Below are 19,211 nucleotides of genomic sequence, written 5' to 3'. Positions count from 1 at the left end.
CTGCAAGAGCCGCGAACGGCAAATAATAAACGAAAAAAAGGCGTAACAAGAATGGCTTCCGATAGACAGAACCTTCAGGACGCATTCCTGAACCACGTTCGGAAAACCAAGGTTCCGGTAACGATTTTCCTGATCAACGGCGTGAAACTTCAGGGCGTGATCACCTGGTTTGACAATTTCTGCGTGCTGCTGCGCCGCGATGGCCAGGCACAGCTGGTTTACAAGCATGCGATCTCGACCATCATGCCCTCGCAGCCCATTTCCCTTTATGAAGGCGACGGCGACAATTGATCGGACATGAGACGGCGCCGACCCGCGCCTTCGTGATCCATCCCGAGTTCAAGGGAGAAGAGGCGCGTCATGCGCCCCTTTACGCATTGGCGGAGGCCGTGAGCCTCGCCCATGCTCTGCCCGGACTCGACGTGGTGGGCGAACAGCTGGTGCGGATCGCAACGCCCCAACCCAAAACCCTTTTCGGATCCGGCAAGGTCGAAGAGCTGAAGGCGACGCTGGCGGCTGCCGAGGCGGAGCTGGTGCTGATCGACGGCCCCGTGTCGCCGAAGCAGCAGCGCAACCTGGAAAAGGCCTGGGACGTGAAGATCCTGGACCGCACCGGGCTGATCCTGGAGATCTTCTCGGACCGCGCCCGCACCCGCGAAGGCGTGCTGCAGGTGGAACTGGCGGCGCTTGGCTACCAGCGGACCCGCCTGGTGCGTGCCTGGACCCACCTGGAACGGCAGCGTGGCGGCCTTGGCTTCGTCGGCGGTCCCGGCGAAACCCAGATCGAGGCGGACCGCCGCGCCATCGACGACCAGATGGTGCGCCTGCGTCGCCAGCTGGAGAAGGTGGTGAAAACGCGTGAGCTGCACCGCGCCTCGCGCGCCAAGGTGCCCTTCCCGATCGTCGCCCTGGTGGGCTACACCAACGCCGGTAAATCCACGCTGTTCAACCGGCTGACCGGGGCCGACGTGCTGGCCAAGGACATGCTCTTTGCCACGCTGGACCCGACCATGCGCCGGGTGAAGCTGGAAACCGGGGCCGAGGTGATCCTTTCGGACACCGTGGGCTTCATCTCGGACCTGCCCACGCAGCTGGTCGCGGCCTTCCGCGCCACGCTGGAAGAGGTGCTGGAAGCGGACCTGGTGCTGCACGTGCGCGACATCTCGCACCCCGAGACCCGCGAACAGAAGGCCGATGTCGAGGACATCCTGACCGACCTTGGCCTCAGCGAGGACGTGCCGGTGCTGGAGGTCTGGAACAAGATCGACCTGCTGCCGCAGGAGGAAGAGGCGCGGCTGCTGACGGCGGCCGACCGCGATCCCAAGATCCTGCCGATCTCCGCCATCACCGGCGCGGGCCTCGACGCGATGCTGACCGAGGTCACCCGCGCGCTGGACGCCGAGCGCCGGCGCGAGACGGTGGTCCTGCCCTACTCCGACGGCAAGCGCCGCGCCTGGGCCTTCAAGGAAGGCATCGTGCAGGCGGAACGTCAGACCGAGGACGGGGTGGAACTGGACCTGCTGTGGACCGCGCGCCAGGCGGAACGGTTCTGGGCGCTTTGAGTCCCTTGACGGCGCGCCGCCCCTCGAGGTCCGGCGCGCCGATTTCTTTTTGCCCTCAGGCGGCAGCCAGGGCCGCCAGGCTGTCCAGCGCGGCAGACCAGCCCCCGGCGTAATCGTCGAACAACTCTGGCCCGGCCAGGCTCGTGACCTGCAAGGTCACCGTCAGGCGGCTGCCGATGCCAAGGGCCGCGATTTCCTGGCCGCAAAGCGACACCGACAGGATCTCGCCGCCAATCGTCAGCACCTCTGTCATCGACAGGAAGTCCGGGGTGACCAGGTGAAAATGTCCTGTGGTGGTGTAGTCCGGGGCCTCCTTCGGGCCAGAGCGCGTTTCTTCGCGCCCGCCGGTGCGGCAATCGCAGTATTCCAGCACCACCTCGCTGCTGTCGTCCGGGGCGATCCAGGCCGCGCGGTGGCGCGGGTCCGTCATCAGGGCAAACAGCCGTGCCGGGTCGCAGGGCATGTCACGTTCCAGTTGCACCGTCCGGTAGTCCGTCATTCTCGTCTTCCTCTTGTGTCGCGGCCAGGGCCGCCAGCCGGTCCAGCCGGCCCTGCCAAAGGGCTTGGGTTCGGCGCAGCCAGTCTTCGGCCCCCGCCAGCCCCTCGGCCTCGATCTCGACAATGCGGACACGGCCGATCTTGCGCGATCGGACAAGTCCAGCCGCCTCCAGCCTGCCCAGATGCTTCAGGAAGGTTGGAAGCGCCATGTCATGCGGGGCGTGCAGGTCCGAGACCGGCGCCGGGCCGGTCATCAGTCGTTCCACCACCGCCCGCCGGGTGGGATCGGCCAGGGCCGCGAACAGCCCATCCAGGTTTGCAGTCATACAGGCACCCTAAAACGGGCCACGCGCAGCACGCAAGCAAATACTTACCCATTCAGCTAAGTATTAAGGCCGGGGTTGAAGGCGGCCCTATCTCCCCGCGCTTTCCGCCTTCTTTTCCCAGCGGCCGGATTCCTCGGACCAGTAGACGGCGGCGCAGCCCGCGCCGGTCAGGGCCTTCCACTGCACGCGGGCCTGCTGCACCGCCGGGTCGTCGTGGCCGTCGAAGAGGATGCAGGCCCGTTTCACGCTGGTCACCTCCTCGGGCTCCAACCCGGCGCCGTCGATGGTCATCAGGCAATCGGGCGCATTGGCGGGCTGGCCAAGGGTCAGCAGGACGGGTTGCAGCTCCGCATGGGGATCCTTGTCCTGGCCATGGGGCAGGAAGCCCTCTTCGGGCCCCAGCCACAGCTTCTGGTCCAGCCAGTTCAGCCGGTCGGCATCCTGCCCGCGCACAGCGACGCGCCAGCCGGCGGCCAGCGCGCGCGGCAGCAGGTTCTGCAGCGCCCCGTCCACGGTGGAGCGGGTCAGGTGGTAGAAATAGACCTCGCCCAAGGGCTCAGTCCTCCCCGCGTTCAAAGGCATCGGCGACCAGCCGGTTCAGTGCCAGAACACCCCAGCCCGTGGCCCCGGCGGGGGCCAGATCGGTGCCCGCCTTGATCGAGGCGGTGCCGGCGATGTCGAGATGGATCCAGGGGGTTTCGTCCTTCACGAAGCGTTTCAGGAACTGCGCCGCGGTGACCGAGCCCGCAGGACGCCCACCGAGGTTCTTCATATCGGCGATGCGGCTTTTCAGCTGATCGTCGTAGCCCTGGGCCAGTGGCATCCGCCAGGCACCTTCGCCCTCGGTGCCCGCCGCCTTCAGGAACTGGCCGCAGAAATCGTCCTCGTTGGCATAGACCGCCGTCATCTCGTGACCCAGGGCGATGATCGCAGCCCCGGTCAGCGTGGCCAGATCGATCATCCCCGCCGGTTTGAAACGGTCCTGCGCGTACCACATCACGTCGGCCAGGACGAGGCGTCCCTCGGCATCGGTGGAGATCACCTCGACCGTATCGCCCTTCATCGTCGTCAGCACGTCACCGGGGCGATAGGCGTTGCCCGCGGGCATGTTTTCGACCAGCCCCACGAGGCCCACGACATTGGCCTTGGCCTGGCGCAGGGCCAGGGTCTTCATTACGCCGGCGACGGTGCCCGCGCCGCCCATGTCCATGGTCATGTCTTCCATGCCGCCCACGGGCTTCAGGCTGATGCCGCCGGTGTCGAAGACCACGCCCTTGCCGACCAGCGCCAGCGGGGCGGCACCCTTTGCCCCCCCTTTCCACTGCATCACCACCACCTTGGACGGCGTGACCGAGGCCTCACCCACGGCGAGCAGCGCGCCCATGCCCAACTCACGCAGGGCCGGTTCTTCCAGCACCTCGATCTCAAGGCCCAAGGCGTGCAGCTCAACCAGTTGATCGGCGAAGGCCGGCGTCGTCAGCACGTTCGCCGGCGCATTGACCAGGTCGCGGGTGAAGAAGACGCCCTGGGCAAGCGCATCCACCGCGCCCGCCTCCGGCAGCGGCGCGGCGCACATCATCGTGACGGCGCCCTTGGGATCGGCCTTGGTGGTCTTCTGCGCGTCGTAGTCGTAGGCGCGCAGGCTCAGGCCCAGTGCCAGGTCTTCGGGCGCCTTCAGGTTGCCCGCCAGCACCAGCATCCCTGCTTTACCCAGTAGCTTGCCCAGCTTGGCGCCGGTGCATCGCGCCAGCGCCGCCTCCGGTTTCTTCGGCAGGATCATCACGTCCAGCGCCTCGGCGGCGAGGCCCTGAGGCCAGGCCAGGGTGATCACCTCACCCGATTTGCGGTCGGCCCAGCTCTCGGCCTCGGTCAGTCGGGAAATGGCGCCGCGCGTCAGCTTGTTCACCCGCCGCACCGGCGCCGTCATCTTGCCCTCGGGTTCGATCACCAGGGCAATGCGGCCCGGGCGCGTAGCAAGGTCAGCGAGATCGGTTTCGGCGAATGTCAGGGCAACGGGATCAGTCACGGGTGTCTTCCTTCCGGATCAGGTGAGCTGCCGGGTCTATGGGGGGACGCCACCGGGGCACGGGCCGCGTCCCGGCCCGCCCGGCGCCCCCGCCACCCGGCTTTGCGGCGAAGCTAGCCTGCCATTGCCGCAATGACCAGAATGCAGTTTTCCCGGCCCGGGAAACCCGCTAGACTTTCCTCCACGCGGGGCGCCGGGGGGCGAGCCGCGGCTGCCTGTGTCCGCTGCGGCGGACCGAATAGATCAAAGAACGAAGGGCCGACGAGACGCGGCCGCCTTGGGGGGTGCGCGTGGCGCGATTCGACAGATATATCCTGTCGCAGCTGATGATGCTCTTCGGGTTCTTCGCCCTGGTCCTGGTGGCGATCTACTGGATCAACTCGGCCGTGCGCCTGTTCGATCAGCTGATCGCGGACGGGCAATCCGCCGCCGTCTTCCTGGAATACACCGCGCTGACCCTGCCCAACGTGATCCGGCAGATCCTGCCGATGGCCGTCTTTGCCGCCGCCGTCTACGTGACCAACCGGCTCAGCTCCGAATCCGAACTGGTGGTGATGCAGGCCACCGGGTTCTCGCCCTGGCGCCTGGCGCGCCCGGTGCTGTGGTTCGGCCTCATCACCGCGCTGATGATGTCGATGCTGACCCATCTGCTGGTGCCGATGAGTCATGCGGAAATCGAGCGGCGCGACCAGGAGATTTCGCAGAACGTCACCGCGCGGATGCTGACCGAGGGCACCTTCCTGCATCCGGCGGCGGGCATCACCTTCTACATCCGCGCGATCGACGCCGACGGCACGCTGCACGATGTCTTCCTGTCCGATCGCCGCGACAGCGAGGAGGTGCAGACCTTCTCCGCCGCCCGTGCCTACCTGGTCAACGCCAACGAGGACCCGGAGCTGCCGGCCGACCCGAAGCTGGTGATGATCGACGGGCTGGCGCAAAGCCTGACCCTGGCCACCAATCGCCTCTACACCACCCACTTCCAGGACTTCGCCTACAACCTCGGCGCGCTGATCGACACCTCGGGCGCGGTGCGCTACGGGCTGCGCGACCTGTCGACCTTCGAGCTGCTGCTGACCCCGGAAGAGGCGGCGCTGCGCACCAGGTCCACCCCGGGCCGCGCCATTGAGGAGGGCAACGACCGCATCGCCCAGGCCCTGCTGTGCCTGGTCGCGGCGCTGATCGGCTTCTCGGCGCTGCAGATCGGCAGTTTCTCCCGCTTCGGAGTCTGGCGGCAGATCATCTTCGCGATCCTGCTGCTGGTGGTGGTGAAATTCGTCGAGGGCAACGTGACCGACACCGTGCGCCGGGACGGCACGCTCTGGCCGCTGCTCTATCTGCCCTCGGCCACGGGGATGGTGATCTCCATCCTGCTGCTGTGGTGGGCTGGCCGTGCCCGCCGTCCGCGCCGCCCACGGGGCGACACCGGGCTGGGGGCCGCCGCATGATCCTGCACGCCTATTTCGCCCGCCGCTTCGCCCGCAGCTTTGCCATGGTTTTCGGCATCTTCTTCCTGCTGTCGTCGATGATCGACCTGGCGGAACAGGTGCGGCGGATGTCCAGCTACGACGTGAACCTGGGCCAGGTCCTCGGCCTGGTGCTGCTGAACGCGCCGCGCGGCCTCTATGAAATCCTGCCGCTGATCATGATCCTGGCGACGGTGGCGCTGTTCATCAGCCTGTCGCGGTCCTCGGAACTGGTGGTGGCCCGCGCCGCCGGACGCTCGGCGCTGAAGACCCTGCTGGCGCCCCTGGGCGTGGCGCTGGTGATCGGCATCGTGGCGGTGGCCATGTTCAACCCGATCGTCGCCTCCACCTCGAAACGCTACAACGACGTCTCAGAGGGCTACCGTTCCGGCGGGCGCGACACGCTGTCGGTCTCTGCCGAGGGGCTCTGGCTGCGCCAGGGCGGTGACGAGGGGCAGACGGTGATCCGCGCCGCACGGTCCAACCCGCAGGCGACCGAGCTTTACGACGTCACCATGATCTCCTACGCGCCGCTTGGCCCCAATGGCGAGGAAGGCGGGCCGCTGCGCCGTATTGAGGCCGGACATGCGCAACTGGTGCAGGGCGCCTGGGAGCTGGACAACGTGAAGATCTGGCCCCTCGCCAACGGCATCAACCCCGAGGCGGAGGCCGAAACCCACGGCCACTACTCCCTGCCCTCGACCCTGACCGAGGAGCGCATCCGCGACAGTTTCGGCGACCCGTCGGCGATCCCGGTGTGGGAGCTTCCCTCCTATATCGCGCAACTTGAACAGGCCGGGTTCTCCGCCCGGCGTCACGCGGTGTGGTTCAACATGGAACTGGCCCGGCCGCTGTTCCTGCTGGCGCTGGTCGTGGTGTCGGCGGCCTTCACCATGCGTCCCGCGCGCTTTGGCAAGACCGGGCAATCGGTGCTGATCGCCATCCTGCTGGGCTTCACCCTTTACTACATTCGCAACTTCGCGCAGGTGCTGGGCGAGAACGGGCAGATCCCCGTCCTCCTGGCCGCCTGGGCGCCCCCGGTGGCGGCGCTGCTGCTGTCCACGGGGCTCTTGCTACAGATGGAGGACGGATAGATGGCCGCCCCCTTTGCCCGCCTGCGCCACGCGCCCCGTGCCGCCGCCTTGGCGCTGGCCCTTGCGGCCCTGACCACACTGCCGCGCCCGGCCCTGGCGGCTGATCCGGCGATGCTGATCGCCGACCAGGTCTACCTTGCGGGCAATGACCGCATCGTGGCCGAAGGCAATGTCGAGGCGCTTCAGGGGCGTACCCGCCTGACCGCCACGCGCATCAGCTTCGACCAGGCCGAGGGCACCTTGAAGATCGAGGGGCCGATCCGCATCACCGAGGAAGGGGGCGACACGCTGATCCTGGCCGACGCCGCCGAACTGGACGCCGAGCTGCGCAACGGGCTTCTCTCCGGCGCGCGCATGATGCTGTCCAGCCAGGTGCAACTGGCCGCCGCGCAGCTGACGCGCAGCGAGGATCGCTACAACTCGCTCTACAAGGCCACCGTGTCCTCCTGCCAGGTCTGCGAGACCGGCAAGCCGCCGCTGTGGCAGATCCGCGCCAAGCGGGTGACCCACGACGAGGCGGAGGGCCAGCTCTATTTCGACGAGGCGCGGTTCGAGGTGATGGGCGTGCCCCTGCTCTACCTGCCGCACCTGCGCATGCCCGATCCCAGCCAGACCCGCGCCACGGGCTTTCTGATCCCATCGATCCGGCGCAACTCCCTGCTGGGGACCGGGCTGAAACTGCCCTACTTCTGGGCCATCGACGACCAGCGCGATCTGCTGCTGACGCCCTACGTGTCGCAGAACACCAAGACGCTGGAATTCCGTTATCGCCAGGCCTTCCGCACCGGCGCCATCGGGGTGTCCGGGGCGCTGTCCAGCGACGACTTGATGACCGACGAGGACGCGCGCGGCTATATCGAGGCCGCCGGGCGGTTTGACCTGCCGCAGGATTTCGTCCTCAGCTTCGATATCGAGGCGGTGGCGGATGACGCCTACCTCAACGACTACAACTATTCCGACAAGGACCGCCTGGACAGCCGGCTGGCGGTGGAACGGGCGCGGCGCGACGAATGGGCCTCGGTGGCGCTGACGCATTACTATTCGCTGCGCGAGGACGAGGACAATTCCACCCTGCCCTCGATCATCGGCGACGCCAGCTATGAACGCCGCGTCTTTCCCGACCGCACCGGGGGCGAGCTGCGGCTGCGCACCGAGGCGCACAGCCATGTCCGCTATTCCCGCGATGACACCGACGGACCCGATGCCGACAGCGTGGTCGATGGGCGCGATGTCACCCGGCTGACCGTCAGCGCCGACTGGCGGCGCTGGTTCACCTTGCCCGCCGGGATCCGTGCCGAGGTGATGACCGGCGTCGCCGCGGACGCCTTCCACACCGTCCAGGACGTGACCCTGCCCTCCTACCAGACCGGCGTGACCCCGACCACGGCGCTGACCCTGCGCTGGCCCATGGCGCGGTCGACCGCCGCCGGGGCGACACAGGTGATCGAGCCGGTCGCCCAGATCGCCTGGTCCGGTGGCCACGACCTGGAGGTGGCCAACGACGAAAGCACCCGGCTGGAATTCGACGAGGGCAACCTGCTGGGCCTGACCCGTTTCACCGCGCCGGATCGGCGCGAACGGGGCTGGCGCGGCGCCTACGGCATCTCCTGGGCCCATTACGATCCCTCCGGCTGGCAGGGTCGGTTGGTGCTGGGCCAGGTGGTGCAGGAAAACCCCGACCCGGCCTTCTCGAGCACCTCCGGTCTCACCGGGGAGGTCTCGGACCTGCTGGTGGCCGGGCAGCTCGCGGGCCCGGACGGTTGGTCCCTGGCGGCCCGCGGGCTCTTCTCCGACGCGCTCGACCCGTCCAAGGCCGAGGCCCGCGCCGCCTGGGAAAATGACCGCGCCGCCATCGCCGCCGCCTATGTCTGGCTGGGCAACGACCTGGCCGAAGACCGGCCCAACGTGATCTCCGAATGGGTGCTCGACGGCGACTACCGCTGGAGCGACAGCTGGCTGACCTCTGCCAACTTCCGCTACGACGTGGCCGACGACCGCCTGGCCGAAGCCGGGCTGGGCGTGACCTGGTCGAACGAATGCGTCGATGTCTCGGTCGCCATGTCCCGCAGCTTCGCCTCCTCCACCGTGCTGTCGCCCTCCACCGACTTCAGCTTCACCATCGGCCTGCGCGGCTTCTCCGCCTCCTCGGGCGGCAGCGCCCAGGCGAAATCCTGCAGCTAGGCCGCCGGATAGGGACGCAGGCGAAGAACGGCACGTCCAGGGCAGGAAGCGATTGAGACGAGACGCGAAAACGATATAGATAGGGCAAGACGGCCAGCGCAGCCACGGCAGGCGCCCCGGCCGGTCCCGGCAGATGGCCCGGCCAGGGCAGAAAGAGACTTGAGGCAATGATCAGATCCGCACAGACCCGCCCGCATCTCCGCAAGGCCCTTTCGCAGGTCCGCGCCCTGGCGCGTCCCGCGGTGCTGGGCCTCGCCCTGACCCTGGGCCAGGCGCTGCCCGGCCAGGCGCAGAGCTTCGGCCCGGTGATCCGCGTCAACGACAAGGTCATCACCGGCTACGAGCTGGACCAGCGGGCGCGGATGCTGCAGGTGTTCAACGCGCCGGGCAACCCGCGGGACCTGGCCCGCGAACAGCTGATCGAGGACCGCCTGAAGGCCGGCGCCGCCGACCGTTTCGGGCTGACCGCCGACGCGGAGGAGGTCGAGGCCGGCATGACCGAATTCGCCGGCCGCGCCAACATGGAGCTGCCGCAGTTCATTCAGGCCCTGTCGGGCGAGGGCGTGTCGCAGCAGACCTTCCGGGATTTCGTCGCCTCCAACGTGGTCTGGCGCCAGGTCGTGCGCGGCCGCTTCGCCAGCCGCGTATCGGTGACCGAGGAGGAGATCGACCGCGCCATTGCCACCCGCGGCCAGGAAAGCGGCGTGCAGGTGCTGATCTCCGAGATCTTCGTGCCGACCGCCCGCAATCCGCAGCAGGCGGCGCAGATCGCCGACCAGATTTCCCAGATCACCACCGTCGACGCCTTCGCCCAGGCCGCGCGTCAGTATTCCGCCGCGCCCAGCCGGGACCAGGGCGGCCGCGTCAACTGGATGAGCGCCTCCAACCTGCCGCCCGCCCTGCGGCCGCAGATCATGGCCCTCAGCCCCGGACAGGTCACCCAGCCGATCGAAATCGACGGCGCACTGGCCCTGTTCCAGCTGCGCGCCATCCAGGAGGCCAGCGCCTCCCGTCAGGAGTACTCGGAAATCGAATACGCCAGCTACTACATCGCCGGTGGCCGGTCCGAGGACGCCCTGTCCACCGCCGCGAAGATCCGCGCGGAGATCGACACCTGTGACGACCTCTACGGCGTGGCCAAGGGCCAGCCCGAAGACGTGCTGGAGCGTGTGACCCTCGCCCCCTCGGAGATCCCGCAGGACATCGGCATGGAGCTGGCGAAGCTCGATGACAACGAGGTCTCCACCGCGCTGACCCGCAACAACGGCCAGGCCCTGGTCTTCCTCATGCTTTGCAGCCGGACCCCGGAAGGCGTCCCGGACGAGGACGAGATCGACCGCAACGCCGTGCGCACCCAGCTGCAGAACGCCCGCCTGGGCTCCTACGCCGAGGGCTACCTGGCTCAGCTGCGCTCCGAAGCGCGCATCGTCGAGTAAGCAATGGCTGCCATCGACGGGCTTCCGCCCCTGCGCGAGGTGATCGCGACCCATGGCCTGGCGGCGAAGAAGTCGCTGGGCCAGAACTTTCTTCTGGATCTGAACCTGACCGCCAAGATCGCCCGCCAGGCCGGGGATCTTGAGGGCTGCGACGTTCTGGAGGTCGGCCCAGGCCCCGGCGGCCTGACCCGCGGCCTGCTGGCCGAGGGCGCGCGCAAGGTGCTGGCGATCGAGAAGGACGCCCGTTGCCTGCCCGCCCTGGCCGAGATCGGGGCGCAATACCCGGGCCGCCTACAGGTGATCGAGGGCGACGCCCTGGAGATCGACCCGCTGGCGCATCTGACGCCACCGATCCGCGTGGCGTCCAACCTGCCCTACAACGTGGGCACCGAACTGCTGGTTCGCTGGCTGACCCCGCCCGAATGGCCGCCCTTCTGGGAGAGCCTGACCCTGATGTTCCAGCGCGAGGTGGCGGAACGGATCGTGGCGCAACCCGGGTCCAAGGCCTATGGCCGGCTGGCGCTGCTGGTCTCGTGGCGGGCCGAGGCGCGCATCGCGCTTTCGCTGCCGCCCGAGGCCTTCACCCCGCCGCCCAAGGTGTCCTCGGCCGTGGTCCATGTGACCGCCCTGCCCGAACCCCGCTATCCCGCCGATCCCAAGGTGCTGGAGCGTGTGGTCGCCAAGGCCTTCAACCAGCGCCGCAAGATGCTGCGCGCGGCCCTGAAGGGGCTGGCGCCGGACATCGAGGACCGCCTGCTGGCCTCGGGCATCAAGCCCACCGACCGGGCAGAGACCGTGACGCTGGAGCAGTTTTGCGCCCTGGCCCGGAACGTCGCCGCCGGCTGAGCGGTGGTGACCGGCGGGGCGAGCCCCCGCGCGCCCCGGTATCTTTTCGGCAAAGAGAAGATGGAACGGGCCGCGCCGGCGCGCTGCCCCGACCCCACGACAAAGGGCGGCCCCTTGGGAGCCGCCCTTTTCGTGTCTGTCAGTCTTGGGTCGCTCAGCCTTCGACGGCGGCGGACCCCTCTTCGTTCGGCGTCTCGACCTGGGCATCGGCGGCCGGCTTCTTGGGGCTGCGCTTGCGCGGGGCGGGCTTGGTACCGGCATCCTCGGGGGTTTCGACCAGCATGGAGCTGTCGTCGCCACTCATCTCGATGATGTCATCGGAATTGCCGGACTTGGCGGTGCGCCCACGGGACGGTTTCGGCGCGGCCTCGACGTTGTCATCGCCCGAACCGCCCTTGCGGCTGCGCGACCGCGAGCTGCGCGGCTTCTTCTCGGGCTTGTCGCCCTCGGCGGCCTCGGGCTGCGCCTGCGGCTTGTCCTGGCTCTTGCCGTCCTGCGGCTTGCCGTCGTCCTGGCTCTTCAGGCCGTCGTCGGCGCGGTTGTCCTGCCCCTTGCGGCCGCGGTCGTCGGATTTTCCGTCGCCCTTGCCATCGTCGCCACCGCTATCGCGCTGGTCCTGGCGGGCGGCGCGTTCGCGGTCCCGTTCGGCCTGGCGCTGACGGTTTTCCTGTTCCTGCTGCTCGCGGCGGCTGTCCTGCTCTTTCTGGGCTTCGCCCAGCATTCGCAGGTAGTGTTCCGCATGCTGCTGAAAGTTCTCGGTCGCCACCCGATCACCGGCCAGTTGAGCGTCCCGCGCCAGCTGGTTGTACTTGTCGATGATCTGCTGCGGCGTGCCGCGCACCTTGCCCTCCGGCCCCGAGGAGTCGAAGACTCGGTTGACGATATTGCCGACGGAACGGTTGCGCGACTTGCTGCGCGAACGTGATTTCGAAGATCTCATAAGGTCAGCTGTCCAGCCTTGTTCTGTCTAGGTGCCGCTGCGCTGTCTCGGCGCATCCTGCGTCGGATCTTTGCGAGCGGCTTCTCTCTGGCTTGGCATCCGGGGGGCGCGGTTGGAAAAACGACGCGGCCTCAGGCCCGGATGGTCCCGACTAACCATGCCGGGATGATGAAGACAAGGGGGAAGTGACAGTTTTACGCAGATTGTGCGACTTTAGACCGGGCTATGTGGCGCCCGGGCCCTGACGACCCTGTCCCTGCCATCAAGATCGGTGCGAATGCCGATCTCTTCAAGGCCGGCGGCGCGAAAAATTTCGACCACGTCTTCGCCCTGCCGCCAGCCGATCTCCACCGCCAGCCGCCCGCCGGGAGACAGGTGAGCCACCGCGCCGGCCGCGATGAGTCTGTAGGCCGACAGCCCGTCGCCGCCCGGGGTCAGCGCCATGGCCGGTTCGCGCCGCACTTCCGGTGCCAGTTCGGCCATCTCCGCCTCGGTGATATAAGGCGGGTTCGAGACGATCAGATCGAAACGCCCCTCGACACCTGCAAACCAGTCCGACACCGCCAGTTCGGCCTGCTCTTCCAGCTCCAGCTCGGTGCGGTTGCGCTCGGCCACCGCCAGCGCCTCGGGGGACAGGTCGACGCCCAGGCCCGTCGCCGCCTCGCGTTCCGCCAGCAGGCTCAGCAGGATGCAGCCCGAGCCGGTGCCCAGGTCCAGAACGCGGGTGAAGGGGCCGGACAGACCTTCGGCCACCAGTTCCTCGGTCTCGGGGCGCGGGTCCAGCACGTCGGGCGTAACATGGAAGAGCTGGCCCCAGAAGAACCGCCTGCCGGTGATGTGGCTGACGGGCTCGCGCGCGGCGCGGCGGGCGATGGCCTCGCCAAAGGCAGGCTCGGCGCCGCCCAGATCGGCGGGCATGTCGATCGACAGCCGATCCGGCGTCATTCCCAGGACATGGGCCAGCAGCCAGCGGGCGTCGCGGGCCGGATCGTCGATACCGGCGGCGCGCAGGTCAGCCACCGCCTGCGCCAGGGCCAGGCGTGTCTCGGTCATGCGTCATCCTCCGCCAGCAGCCGCGCCTGGTGATCGGCGATCAGCGCGTCGATCACCTCGTCCAGGTCACCCTGCAGGATCTGCTCCAGCTTGTAGAGGGTCAGGTTGATGCGGTGATCCGTCATCCGGCCCTGGGGGAAATTGTAGGTGCGGATGCGCTCGCTGCGGTCGCCGCTGCCGACCTGGGCCTTGCGGTCGGCGGCGCGTTCATCAGCGGCCTGCTGGCGCTTCAGGTCAAACAGCCGGTTGCGCAGAACCTGCATGGCGATGGCGCGGTTCTGGTGCTGGGATTTCTCCGAGGAAGTCACGACGATCCCCGTGGGCAAATGGGTGATGCGCACGGCCGAATCCGTGGTGTTCACGTGCTGCCCGCCGGCGCCCGAGGCGCGCATGGTGTCGATGCGGATGTCGTTCGGGTCGATGCGGATGTCGACCTCCTCCGCCTCGGGCAGCACGGCCACGGTGGCGGCGGAGGTGTGGATGCGCCCGCCGCTTTCGGTCGTGGGCACGCGCTGCACCCGGTGCACGCCGCTTTCAAACTTCAGCCGGGCGAAGACACCGTCGCCGCGCACAGCCGCCGTCAGCTCTTTGATGCCGCCAAGCTCGGTCAGCTGCTGTTCGACAATCTCGAAGCGCCAGCCCTTAGCCTCGGCATAGCGCTGGTACATGCGCAGCAGGTCCCCGGCAAAGAGCGCGGCCTCGTCACCGCCCGTGCCGGGGCGGATCTCGATCATGGCGGGCCGGGCGTCGGCGGCGTCGCGCGGCAGCAGGGCGATGCGCAGGGATTGCTCCATCTCCGGCAGGCGCTGGCGCAGTCCGGGCAGTTCCTCCTCGGCCAGGGCGCGCATCTCGGGATCCGAGAGCATCGCCTCCGCCTCGGCCAGCTCCTGTTCGAGGGCCTGGTAGGCGCGCACGGCCTCCACCACCGGCTTCAGCTCGGCGTATTCGCGGGCCAGCGCGGCGAAGTCGCCCCCGCCCTCGGCCATTTGCGCCTCGATGTATTCGTATCGCCCGATGATACGGGCCAGCCTGTCTTCGGAAATCATGGGGCGAAGCTGTCCCCTAAAGCGCGGCTTTGGTCAAGCCTTGCCCCGTGCTAGACTAGGCCATGCTGCGTTATGCCCTGATCCTTGCGGCCCTGCCCGCCACGGCGCAGGAGGCCCCGATGCCACCCCTGAAGGCGATCGAGTGCTATTGCACCGACCGCCAGGGCGACCGGGTCGAGTTGGGCGAGGTGATCTGCCTCAGCGTCGATGGCCGCAGCTACCTTGCGCAATGTCAGATGTCGCTGAACGTGCCCATGTGGCGCGAGGTCGGCCCCTCTTGCCTGTCGTCGCGTGCCGCGGCACCGCAGAGGGGGGCCAGCCCCCCGTCAGCCGGAGACTGACTCCCCCCGGAGTATTTTCGGCAATCGGATAAAGAAAGGGCCGCCCGTGCGGCCCCCCGGGGGCGATCTACTTTGCAGCCGGGGCGCCGCCAGGGCTTTGACGTGCCGCGCCCCTCTCTTCTCATTGCCAGAAATATCCCGGGGTGAATTGAGCCCCCGGCTCAAGAGGGGGCAGAGCCCCCCTGCCCGCCCTCAACCCTGACGCCGGTTCCAGCACCAGAGGGCGATCAGCTCCATCGCCACATGGGCGCCGGCAATCGCCGTGGCGCCGGTGGTGTCGAAGGGGGGCGAGACCTCGACGATATCGCCGCCCATCAGGTTGACGCCCGCGATGCCGCGCAGGATCGCCGCCGCCTGGGCAGAGGTCAGCCCACCCCAGACCGGGGTGCCGGTGCCGGGCGCAAAGGCCGGGTCGAGGCAGTCAATGTCGAAGCTGAGGTAGGCGGGGTAATCGCCCACGATCTCGCTCACCCGGGCGGCGACGGCTTTCGGCCCGATCTCGTGCACCTCCGGCGCGTCGATGATGTTCATCCCAAACGCCCCGTCCTCGTTCACCGTGCGGATCCCCACCTGGACCGAGCGCGCGGGGTCGATCAGCCCCAGCTTGATCGCCTTGTAGAACATCGTGCCGTGGTCGATCCGATCCATGTCGTCATCGCGCCAGGTATCGCTATGCGCATCGAAATGGATCAGCGACAGCGGCCCGTATTTCTCCGCATAGGCCTTCAGGATCGGGAAGGAGATGTAGTGATCGCCCCCCAACGTCACCGACCCCGCCCCCTGGGCCAGGATCCCGCGGATGTGGTCGGTCAGGGTTTCAGGAAACTCCGCCACCTTGGCGTAGTCGAAGGCCAGGTCGCCGTAGTCGGCGATGGCGAACTCGCCCAGCGGGTCGAAGCCCCAGCCATAGGGCGGGTCGTAGGGTTGCAGGGTCGAAGCCTCGCGGATGGCGCGGGGCCCAAGGCGCGTGCCGGTGCGGTTGGTCACTGCCTGGTCGAAGGGTACGCCGGTCACCGCCAGATCGAAGCCCGACAGGTCCTTGGTATAGCGCCGCCGCAGGAAGCTGGTCGCCCCGCCGAAGGCGTTCTCATAGCTCAATCCGCGTGAGGTTTCGCGGGTAAAAGCCTGATCCACCTGGGTCTTTGCATCTTCGAGGGCCATGTCATGCCTCCTTCAGGGGCAGCGCGGTCTCCACGGTGCGGGCAAAAAAACTGGCCCCCACCGGCGCGATCGCGTCGTTGAAATCGAACTTCGGGTGATGGACCGGGGCGGTGTCGCCCTGGCCCAGGAACAGGTAGGCGCCGGGGCGGGCGTTCAGCATGAAGGAGAAATCCTCGGCCCCCATCTGGCGCTCATCATTGACCACGACGGCCTCCGCCCCGGCCACGTCGCGGGCCACGCGGGCGGCGAACTCGGCCTTTTCCGGCGTGTTGATCGTGGCCGGATACCAGCGTTCGTAGATCAGCTCCGCCTCGACGCCATAGGCCGCCGCCTGCCCCGCCACGATCTCCCTCAGGCGTTCCTCGACCATGTCCTGCACGACGGGGTCGTAGGTGCGCACGGTGCCGTTGATATAGGCCTTTTCGGGGATCACGTTCTCGGCCGAGCCGGTGTGGATCTGGGTGATCGAGACGACCAGGTCCTGCAACGGATCGTGGTTGCGCGACAGGACGGTCTGGATGGCGGTGTAGATGCCCACGGCGGCAGCGATGGGATCGCGGGTCACATGGGGTTTCGCCGCGTGGCCTCCGACGCCGGTGATATGGATATGGAGCGTGTCAACGGCGGCCATCATCGCGCCGGGGGCGGTGCGGAACCGGCCCAGCGGTTCGCCGGGGGCGTTGTGCAGCGCATAGACCTCGGCGATCTCGAAGCGGTCCATGACGCCCGCCTCGACCATGCGTCCGCCGCCGCCGCCGTCCTCTTCCGCCGGCTGGAAGATCAGCGCGACACGGCCCGCGAAGTTGCGCGTCTCCGCCAGGTATTTCGCCGCGCCCAGCAGCATGGTGGTATGGCCGTCGTGACCGCAGGCGTGCATGGCGCCCTCGTGGGTCGAGGCATGCTCCAGCCCCGTTTCCTCCTGCATCGGCAGGGCGTCCATGTCGGCCCGCAGCCCGATGGTGGGCCCGGCCTGCCGCCCCTCGATGATTGCCACAATGCCGGTCTTCGCGATGCCTTCATGGATCTCGTCCACGCCGAACTCGCGCAGCTTGCCGGCCACGTAGGCGGCGGTCTGGAAACAGTCGAACCCGATCTCGGGGATGGTATGCAGATGCTTGCGCCAGCCTTCCATTTCCTCGGCGAGACCGGCGATGCGATTGACCACGGGCATGGTCTGGACTCCTTGGGGTTCACTCGTCAGGTTGCAGGAAATCCCAAAGCACGAGGCGCTGCAATGGCCGATCAAGCCCGCGATCCCATCCATGACGTTCCGGCAGGGCTGCCCCGCCTGCGCGAGATCATGCGCCGCCTGCGCGACCCCGACGCGGGGTGCCCCTGGGACATCGAGCAGACTTTCGCCTCCATCGCGCCCTACACCATCGAGGAAGCCTACGAGGTCGACGATGCGATCCAGCGCGGCGCCTGGGATGAGCTGGAGGGAGAGCTGGGCGATCTGTTGCTGCAGGTGGTCTTCCACGGGCAGATGGCCGAGGAAGAAGGGCTGTTCGATTTCGACCGTGTGGCGGAGACCGTGGCGCAGAAGATGATCTTCCGCCATCCCCATATCTTCGGGGATGAGAGCCGCGACAAGTCGGCGGCGCAGCAGACCGTCGACTGGGAGAAGATCAAGGCCGCCGAGCGCGCTGCCAAGAAGGAAACCCGCGTGCTGGACGGCGTGGCCATGGGGCTGCCCGCCCTGATGCGCGCGGTGAAGCTGCAAAAGCGCGCCGCGCGTGTTGGCTTCGACTGGCCGCAGACCGGCGAGGTTGTCGACAAGATCGCCGAGGAGGCCGCCGAGCTGGTCGAGGCCCGAGACGAGCTGACACAGGCAGAGGTGGTCGAGGAATACGGCGACCTGATGTTCATCTTGGCCAACCTGGGCCGCCACCTGGGTGTCGATCCCGAAGAGGCCCTGCGCGCCGCCAACGCCAAGTTCACCCGCCGCTTCAACGCCATTGAGGACGCATTGACTGCCCAGGGCCGCAGCCCGGCGGACAGTGACCTGGCAGAAATGGACGCCCTGTGGGACGCCGCCAAGGCCGCAGAGAAGGCAGCGAAGGCGGCAGAGTGAACCCGATCGAAAACCCTATTCTTTTAATCGGGTATTGACCGGCAGCTAGGACCTTCGCCATAACCGGGCACAGTCAACAGTATGCGACCCGGAGAAGCCCATGTTCCTGCGTTCCACCACCACCCTCGCAACCCTTGCCGCCCTGACCGTGCCAGCCATGGCGGACGAGCTGAACATCTATTCCTATCGTCAGCCCGAGCTGATCGCCCCCCTGGCCGAGGCCTTCACCGAGGAAACCGGGATCGACGTCAACATCGCCTACCTGGAACAGGGCATGGTGGAACGACTGAAGGCCGAGGGCATGCGCTCTCCCGCCGACCTGGTGCTGACCGTGGACATCGCGCGCCTGTCGGCCATCGTCGACGCCGGCGTCACCCAGGCCGTCGACAGCGAGGTCCTGCGCGAGGCGATCCCGACCGCCCTGCACGACCCCGACGGCCACTGGTGGGGCGTGACCACCCGTGCCCGCGTCGTCTATGCCAGCAAGGAGCGCGTGGCCGACGGCGAGCTGGAAAGCTACGAGGATCTGGCCGACCCCAAGTGGACCGACCGCATTTGCACCCGTTCCGGCACCCATGCCTACAACGTCGCCCTGGTCTCGGCCTACCTGGCCCATCACGGCGAAGAAGCCACCAAGACCTGGCTGGAAGGCGTGAAGAGCAACCTTGCACGCAAGCCGCAGGGCAACGACCGCGCCCAGGTGCGGGCGATCTGGGCCGGGGAATGCGACATCTCGCTGGGCAACACCTACTACATGGGCAAGATGCTGGAGGACCCCGAGCAGCAGGAGTGGGCCAACTCCGTGCGCATCATCTTCCCGCACTTCGAGGAGGGTGGCGCCCATGTGAACGTCTCTGGCATCGCCATGACGCAATCCGCGCCCAACCGCGACAATGCGCTGACCTTCATGGAATTCCTCGTTTCCCCCGAGGCGCAGCAGATCTATGCCGAGAAGAACTACGAATATCCGATCGTGCCGGGCATCGAGGCCTCCGAGCTGGTGGCAAGCTGGGGCAGCTTCACCCCCGATGACGTGCCGCTGATCGAGCTGGCTCACCTGCGCCCCGACGCTCTGCGCCTGATCGAGGAAGTCGATTTCGACGGCTGATTACCCTGGGCTGGCGCGGCGGACCTCCGTTGGGCCAGCCCCCCTTTGCCGCGGCC

General features: G+C 67.7%; 19 protein-coding genes. 10 read left to right on the top strand and 9 right to left on the bottom strand.

Annotated features, from left to right (window positions below):
• Positions 1 to 51: 51 nt before the first annotated feature.
• Both hfq and hflX read left to right on the top strand, forming a co-directional pair.
• A complete protein-coding gene (gene hfq, locus CVM50_RS00775) occupies positions 52 to 291 on the top strand; it encodes an RNA chaperone Hfq (RefSeq protein ID WP_085890017.1) in 240 nt (79 codons plus the stop codon).
• Positions 288 to 1,562 carry a GTPase HflX gene (gene hflX, locus CVM50_RS00770; RefSeq protein WP_100148404.1) on the top strand — a complete coding sequence of 425 codons (1,275 nt, stop codon included), beginning with the start codon at positions 288 to 290 and terminating at the stop codon, positions 1,560 to 1,562. The genes hfq and hflX overlap by 4 nt, the downstream gene beginning before the upstream one ends.
• Positions 1,563 to 1,617: 55 nt before the next feature.
• On the opposite strand, the gene CVM50_RS00765 is transcribed toward hflX, so the two are convergent.
• The 4 genes from CVM50_RS00765 to CVM50_RS00750 all read right to left on the bottom strand — a co-directional run bounded on the left by CVM50_RS00765 (position 1,618) and on the right by CVM50_RS00750 (position 4,412).
• Positions 1,618 to 2,061 carry an SRPBCC domain-containing protein gene (locus tag CVM50_RS00765; RefSeq protein ID WP_085890018.1) on the bottom strand — a complete coding sequence of 148 codons (444 nt, stop codon included), beginning with the start codon at positions 2,059 to 2,061 and terminating at the stop codon, positions 1,618 to 1,620.
• Entirely contained in the window at positions 2,027 to 2,386 is a 360-nt protein-coding gene (locus CVM50_RS00760) for an ArsR/SmtB family transcription factor (RefSeq protein ID WP_085890019.1), read from the bottom strand. The genes CVM50_RS00765 and CVM50_RS00760 overlap by 35 nt, the downstream gene beginning before the upstream one ends.
• An 87-nt stretch (positions 2,387 to 2,473) precedes the next feature.
• Positions 2,474 to 2,938, bottom strand: a complete 465-nt coding sequence (locus tag CVM50_RS00755) for a DNA polymerase III subunit chi (protein ID WP_085890020.1) — start codon at positions 2,936 to 2,938, stop codon at positions 2,474 to 2,476.
• Between the two features lie 4 nt (positions 2,939 to 2,942).
• Positions 2,943 to 4,412, bottom strand: a complete 1,470-nt coding sequence (locus CVM50_RS00750) for a leucyl aminopeptidase (RefSeq protein WP_085890021.1) — start codon at positions 4,410 to 4,412, stop codon at positions 2,943 to 2,945.
• 290 nt (positions 4,413 to 4,702) lie between these two features.
• Here CVM50_RS00750 and lptF point away from each other — a divergent pair, with 290 nt between their 5' ends.
• From lptF to rsmA, 5 genes are all read left to right on the top strand, one after another.
• Complete coding sequence (gene lptF / locus CVM50_RS00745) at positions 4,703 to 5,860, top strand: LPS export ABC transporter permease LptF (protein WP_232618112.1); 1,158 nt, start codon at positions 4,703 to 4,705, stop codon at positions 5,858 to 5,860.
• Positions 5,857 to 6,972: an LPS export ABC transporter permease LptG gene (gene lptG / locus CVM50_RS00740; RefSeq protein ID WP_085890023.1), complete on the top strand. Its 1,116-nt coding sequence runs from the start codon at positions 5,857 to 5,859 to the stop codon at positions 6,970 to 6,972. The genes lptF and lptG overlap by 4 nt, the downstream gene beginning before the upstream one ends.
• Positions 6,973 to 9,153 (top strand): LPS-assembly protein LptD, encoded by a 2,181-nt coding sequence (locus CVM50_RS00735; protein ID WP_085890024.1) that lies wholly within the window; start codon positions 6,973 to 6,975, stop codon positions 9,151 to 9,153.
• A gap of 167 nt (positions 9,154 to 9,320) precedes the next feature.
• Positions 9,321 to 10,589, top strand: a complete 1,269-nt coding sequence (locus tag CVM50_RS00730; RefSeq protein ID WP_085890025.1) for a peptidylprolyl isomerase — start codon at positions 9,321 to 9,323, stop codon at positions 10,587 to 10,589.
• A 3-nt stretch (positions 10,590 to 10,592) separates the two neighbouring features.
• Positions 10,593 to 11,435, top strand: a complete 843-nt coding sequence (gene rsmA / locus CVM50_RS00725; protein ID WP_085890026.1) for a 16S rRNA (adenine(1518)-N(6)/adenine(1519)-N(6))-dimethyltransferase RsmA — start codon at positions 10,593 to 10,595, stop codon at positions 11,433 to 11,435.
• Between the two features lie 154 nt (positions 11,436 to 11,589).
• Here rsmA and CVM50_RS00720 read toward each other — a convergent pair whose 3' ends face one another.
• The 3 genes from CVM50_RS00720 to prfA all read right to left on the bottom strand — a co-directional run bounded on the left by CVM50_RS00720 (position 11,590) and on the right by prfA (position 14,474).
• On the bottom strand, positions 11,590 to 12,375 hold the full coding sequence (locus CVM50_RS00720; protein ID WP_085890027.1) for a DUF4167 domain-containing protein: 786 nt from the start codon (positions 12,373 to 12,375) through the stop codon (positions 11,590 to 11,592).
• A 213-nt stretch (positions 12,376 to 12,588) separates the two neighbouring features.
• The gene (prmC, locus tag CVM50_RS00715; RefSeq protein WP_085890028.1) at positions 12,589 to 13,428 is read right to left on the bottom strand and encodes a peptide chain release factor N(5)-glutamine methyltransferase; all 840 of its coding nucleotides are present in this window, start codon (positions 13,426 to 13,428) and stop codon (positions 12,589 to 12,591) included.
• On the bottom strand, positions 13,425 to 14,474 hold the full coding sequence (prfA, locus tag CVM50_RS00710; RefSeq protein ID WP_085890029.1) for a peptide chain release factor 1: 1,050 nt from the start codon (positions 14,472 to 14,474) through the stop codon (positions 13,425 to 13,427). Before prfA ends, prmC begins: the two co-directional genes overlap by 4 nt.
• A gap of 62 nt (positions 14,475 to 14,536) precedes the next feature.
• On the opposite strand from prfA, the gene CVM50_RS00705 reads away from it, so the two are divergent.
• Positions 14,537 to 14,815, top strand: a complete 279-nt coding sequence (locus CVM50_RS00705) for a hypothetical protein (RefSeq protein WP_085890030.1) — start codon at positions 14,537 to 14,539, stop codon at positions 14,813 to 14,815.
• Positions 14,816 to 15,007: 192 nt separating this feature from the next.
• Here CVM50_RS00705 and speB read toward each other — a convergent pair whose 3' ends face one another.
• Both speB and CVM50_RS00695 read right to left on the bottom strand, forming a co-directional pair.
• A complete protein-coding gene (gene speB / locus CVM50_RS00700; RefSeq protein ID WP_085890031.1) occupies positions 15,008 to 15,976 on the bottom strand; it encodes an agmatinase in 969 nt (322 codons plus the stop codon).
• Between the two features lies 1 nt (position 15,977).
• Positions 15,978 to 17,147, bottom strand: a complete 1,170-nt coding sequence (locus CVM50_RS00695; protein WP_085890032.1) for a M20 aminoacylase family protein — start codon at positions 17,145 to 17,147, stop codon at positions 15,978 to 15,980.
• A 63-nt stretch (positions 17,148 to 17,210) separates the two neighbouring features.
• On the opposite strand from CVM50_RS00695, the gene mazG reads away from it, so the two are divergent.
• Positions 17,211 to 18,047 carry a nucleoside triphosphate pyrophosphohydrolase gene (gene mazG / locus CVM50_RS00690; protein WP_085890033.1) on the top strand — a complete coding sequence of 279 codons (837 nt, stop codon included), beginning with the start codon at positions 17,211 to 17,213 and terminating at the stop codon, positions 18,045 to 18,047.
• A 100-nt stretch (positions 18,048 to 18,147) separates the two neighbouring features.
• Positions 18,148 to 19,155 (top strand): Fe(3+) ABC transporter substrate-binding protein, encoded by a 1,008-nt coding sequence (locus CVM50_RS00685; RefSeq protein WP_100148403.1) that lies wholly within the window; start codon positions 18,148 to 18,150, stop codon positions 19,153 to 19,155.
• The last annotated feature ends 56 nt before the right edge of the window (positions 19,156 to 19,211 follow it).

The organism is Pseudooceanicola marinus, from assembly GCF_002786295.1.
Lineage (GTDB): Bacteria > Pseudomonadota > Alphaproteobacteria > Rhodobacterales > Rhodobacteraceae > Pseudooceanicola > Pseudooceanicola marinus.
This window is presented reverse-complemented; position numbering and strand designations above follow the sequence as displayed.

Coding starts and splice junctions, on each gene's coding strand:
- hfq (WP_085890017.1), top strand. CDS start 52: ATGGCTTCCGATAGACAGAACCTTCAGGACGCATTCCTGAACCACGTT.
- CVM50_RS00765 (WP_085890018.1), bottom strand. CDS start 2,061: ATGACGGACTACCGGACGGTGCAACTGGAACGTGACATGCCCTGCGAC.
- CVM50_RS00760 (WP_085890019.1), bottom strand. CDS start 2,386: ATGACTGCAAACCTGGATGGGCTGTTCGCGGCCCTGGCCGATCCCACC.
- lptG (WP_085890023.1), top strand. CDS start 5,857: ATGATCCTGCACGCCTATTTCGCCCGCCGCTTCGCCCGCAGCTTTGCC.
- CVM50_RS00735 (WP_085890024.1), top strand. CDS start 6,973: ATGGCCGCCCCCTTTGCCCGCCTGCGCCACGCGCCCCGTGCCGCCGCC.
- CVM50_RS00730 (WP_085890025.1), top strand. CDS start 9,321: ATGATCAGATCCGCACAGACCCGCCCGCATCTCCGCAAGGCCCTTTCG.
- rsmA (WP_085890026.1), top strand. CDS start 10,593: ATGGCTGCCATCGACGGGCTTCCGCCCCTGCGCGAGGTGATCGCGACC.
- CVM50_RS00720 (WP_085890027.1), bottom strand. CDS start 12,375: ATGAGATCTTCGAAATCACGTTCGCGCAGCAAGTCGCGCAACCGTTCC.
- prmC (WP_085890028.1), bottom strand. CDS start 13,428: ATGACCGAGACACGCCTGGCCCTGGCGCAGGCGGTGGCTGACCTGCGC.
- prfA (WP_085890029.1), bottom strand. CDS start 14,474: ATGATTTCCGAAGACAGGCTGGCCCGTATCATCGGGCGATACGAATAC.
- CVM50_RS00705 (WP_085890030.1), top strand. CDS start 14,537: ATGCTGCGTTATGCCCTGATCCTTGCGGCCCTGCCCGCCACGGCGCAG.
- speB (WP_085890031.1), bottom strand. CDS start 15,976: ATGGCCCTCGAAGATGCAAAGACCCAGGTGGATCAGGCTTTTACCCGC.
- CVM50_RS00695 (WP_085890032.1), bottom strand. CDS start 17,147: ATGCCCGTGGTCAATCGCATCGCCGGTCTCGCCGAGGAAATGGAAGGC.
- mazG (WP_085890033.1), top strand. CDS start 17,211: ATGGCCGATCAAGCCCGCGATCCCATCCATGACGTTCCGGCAGGGCTG.
- CVM50_RS00685 (WP_100148403.1), top strand. CDS start 18,148: ATGTTCCTGCGTTCCACCACCACCCTCGCAACCCTTGCCGCCCTGACC.